This is a genomic window from Micrococcus sp. HMSC31B01 (assembly GCF_001816085.1).
Classification (GTDB): Bacteria; Actinomycetota; Actinomycetes; order Actinomycetales; family Micrococcaceae; genus Micrococcus; species Micrococcus luteus.
This window is the reverse complement of record NZ_KV825173.1, coordinates 1-3,596: the sequence shown is the minus strand read 5'-3', so window position 1 is coordinate 3,596 and position 3,596 is coordinate 1. Positions and strand designations below refer to the sequence as shown.

At 72.1% G+C, this 3,596-nt stretch carries 2 protein-coding genes; both read right to left on the bottom strand.

Annotated features, from left to right (window positions below):
• Positions 1-55 precede the first annotated feature (55 nt).
• The gene (locus HMPREF3105_RS07530) at positions 56-2,317 is read right to left on the bottom strand and encodes a carbon starvation CstA family protein (RefSeq protein ID WP_049145182.1); all 2,262 of its coding nucleotides are present in this window, start codon (positions 2,315-2,317) and stop codon (positions 56-58) included.
• A gap of 25 nt (positions 2,318-2,342) precedes the next feature.
• Complete coding sequence (locus HMPREF3105_RS07525) at positions 2,343-3,434, bottom strand: branched-chain amino acid aminotransferase (protein WP_081339251.1); 1,092 nt, start codon at positions 3,432-3,434, stop codon at positions 2,343-2,345.
• Between the last annotated feature and the right edge of the window lie 162 nt (positions 3,435-3,596).

Below are 3,596 nucleotides of genomic sequence, written 5' to 3'. Positions count from 1 at the left end.
GGCCGGGCCCTCCGCGGTGGAGGGCCCGGCCGGCGTCGCGCGCGGATCGGCCACGTCAGTGACCCCGCACCGGCTGCCGGTCCGCCGGCAGGGCGTCCCACTGCCGCTGCAGCTCCTTCTCCTCGGCCGTGGCGAACAGCCCGGCCGGGGCGAAGCGCTGCGAGGGCACGTACGGGTCCTGGTGGTCGATGACCTCGGTGCCGCGGAAGGCGCGCACCGTGGCGAGCACCGACGTCGTGATGACGATCAGCGCCAACACCAGGAAGACGACGGAGAGCGTGCCCTGGATGAAGGTGTTGCGGACCACGGCCTCCATGGCCGGCACGGACTTCGCGGCGCCGAAGCTCGTCTTCCCCGCCGCCAGCGCGTCCTGGAACGCGCGATGCTGCGCCCAGTAGCCCACCGCCGGGATGGAGGAGAAGATCTTCTGGAACGACGCCACGGTGGTGACCACGGTGATGAACGCCAGCGGCAGCGCCACGATCCACAGGCCCCGGAAGTCCCGGCGGCGCGCGACGATCGTCAGGACGACGGCGAGCGCGATCGCCGCGAGCAGCTGGTTGGCGATGCCGAACAGCGGGAACAGCGTGTTGATGCCGCCCAGCGGATCGGTGACGCCCATGATCAGCACGGCGCCCCACGCGGCCACCATGATGGCCGTGCAGACCCACGCGCCCACGCGCCACGAGGTGTCCTTGAAGCGCGGGACCACGTTGCCCAGGGAGTCCTGGAGCATGAACCGGGCCACGCGGGTGCCGGCGTCGACGGCGGTGAGGATGAACAGCGCCTCGAACATGATCGCGAAGTGGTACCAGAAGCCCATGAGCGCGTCGCCGCCCACGAGCTGGCCCATGATGTGCGCCAGGCCGACCGCGAGGGTGGGGGCGCCGCCGGTGCGGGAGACCACGGTCTCCTCGCCCACGAGGTCGGCCAGGTGGGTCAGGTCCCCGGGGGTGAGGTTCACCCCGGCCAGGCCGAGGCCCATGACGAAGTCGACGGCGGTCTCCGGGGTGCCGCCAGTGAGGGCGGCCGGGGAGTTCATGGCGAAGTAGATGCCGCGGTCGAGCGAGACGGCGGCCACGAGCGCCATGATGGCCACGAAGGCCTCCATGAGCATGCCGCCGTAGCCGATGAAGCGGGTCTGCCGCTCCTTCTCCACCATCTTGGGCGTCGTGCCCGAGGCGATCAGCGCGTGGAAGCCGGAGAGCGCACCGCACGCGATGGTGACGAACAGGAACGGGAACAGCGAACCGGGCCACACCGGGCCGGTCTGGCCCGAGGCGAACTCGGAGAACGCGGGGGTGCCGATGCGCGGCTGCACGACGACGATGGCCAGCGCGAGACCGGCGATCACGCCGATCTTCATGAAGGTGGACAGGTAGTCGCGCGGAGCGAGCAGCAGCCACACGGGCAGCACGGCCGCGACGAACCCGTAGATGATCACGGCCCAGGCGATGGTGGTGCGGTCCAGGGTGAACAGGGCCGCGCCCCACTCGGTCCCGGCCACCCAGCCGCCGCCGATGATGGCGGCCAGGAGCAGGACGAACCCGATCACGGAGATCTCGGTGATGCGGCCCGGGCGGATCCAGCGCAGGTACACGCCCATGAAGAGCGCGATCGGGATGGTCATGGCCACGGAGAACACGCCCCACGGGGACTCGCCCAGGGCGTTGACCACCACGAGGGCCAGGATGGCCGTGATGATCACCATGATCAGCAGGGTCGCGACGATCGCGGCGGTGCCCCCGACGCGGCCCAGCTCGTCCCGGGCCATCTGGCCGAGCGAGCGGCCGCCGCGGCGCATCGAGAAGAACAGGACGAGGTAGTCCTGGACCGCGCCGGCCAGGATCACGCCGACGATGATCCAGATGGTGCCGGGCAGATAGCCCATCTGCGCGGCGAGCACGGGGCCCACGAGCGGACCGGCGCCGGCGATGGCCGCGAAGTGGTGGCCGTAGAGCACGCGGCGGTCGGTGGCCACGTAGTCCCGGCCGTCGGCCCGGTACTCGGCCGGGGTGGCGCGGGTGTCGTCCGGGTGGACGATCATGCGCTCGACGTACTTCGAGTAGAAGCGGTAGCCGATCGCGAACGTCGCCACGGCGGCGAACACGAACCAGATCGCGTTGATCGTCTCGCCGCGGTGCAGGGCGAGCATGGTCCAGGCGACGCCGCCGAGCAGGGCGACGGCCACCCAGACGGCGATCTTCGCGGGCGTCCAGCGGGGCCGGCCGGCGGCCTCGGTGGGCGGGAGGTCTTCCGGCGTCGTGGCCGGGAGTGGGGCGCCCTCGGCGGCCGCGGAGGAGCGGTGCGAGCTCACGGGGGTCTCCGTTCGTGGGGTGGGGTCAGACGAGGCGGTGCAGCCAGCCGTGGCGGTCCTCGACGCGCCCGGTCTGGATGCCCTCGAGCTCGGTGCGGATCTTCAGGGCCACGTCGGCCCCGCCGGCGGACTCGATCACGTCGTCGCCGTCGAGCAGACGGCCGATCGGGGTCACGACGGCGGCGGTGCCGCACGCGAAGACCTCGGTGATCTCGCCCGAGCGGACGCCCTCGGCCCACTCGGCGAGGGTGACGCGACGCTCCTCGACGGTCAGGCCCATGTCCCGGCCGAGCTGGAGGATCGAGGAGCGGGTGACGCCCTCGAGGATCGTGCCGGTGAGCGCCGGGGTGACGAGGCGGCCGTCGGCGTGCACGAAGAACACGTTCATGCCGCCGAGCTCCTCGATCGCGTCGTCGTGGTACTGGTCGAGGAACACGACCTGGTCGGCGCCCTTCGCCGCGGCCTGCAGCTGGGGCAGCAGCGAGGCGGCGTAGTTGCCGCCGGTCTTGGCCGCGCCCGTGCCGCCCTTGCCGGCGCGGGCGTAGTCACGCGAGACCCAGATGGTCACCGGCTTGAGCTCGCCGCCGAAGTAGTTGCCGGCCGGCGAGGCGATCACCATGTACCGCACCTGCCGGGCCGGGCGGACGCCGAGGAACGCCTCGGAGGCGAACATGAAGGGGCGCAGGTAGAGGGACTGGCCCGGGCCGGTGGGCACCCAGGCCCGGTCCGCCTCGAGCTGGGCCTGCAGCGAGCCGAGGAACAGCTCCTCGGGCAGCTCCGGCAGGGCCAGGCGGCGGGCGGAGCGGTTCAGGCGGGCCGCGTTGGCCTCGGGGCGGAACGTCCACACCGACCCGTCCTCGTGCCGGTAGGCCTTCAGGCCCTCGAAGATCTCCTGGCCGTAGTGCAGCACGGCGGCCGCGGGGTCCAGGGACAGCGGGCCGTAGGGCTCCACGCGGGCGTCATGCCACGCGCCGCCGTCCTCGTCCCAGGTCCAGTCGATCGAGACCATGTGGTCCGTGAAGACGTTGCCGAAACCGGGGTCCTGGAGGATCTCGACGCGCTGCTGATCGGACATCGGGGACAGATGTGGTTGCCGCGTGAACACGGTCTCGGACACGGTGGGATCACTCCTCGTGACGGGTGACGGATGGGGACGGCTCCGGTGCCGGGCACGACGCGCGGGGGGCCACGGCGCCGGGCGTGGCACACGCCACAGGCCGTCGCCCCATCCTAGACCCGGCGTCGACGCGCCGGGCCCGCGCGTCAGACCCGCGCGGCG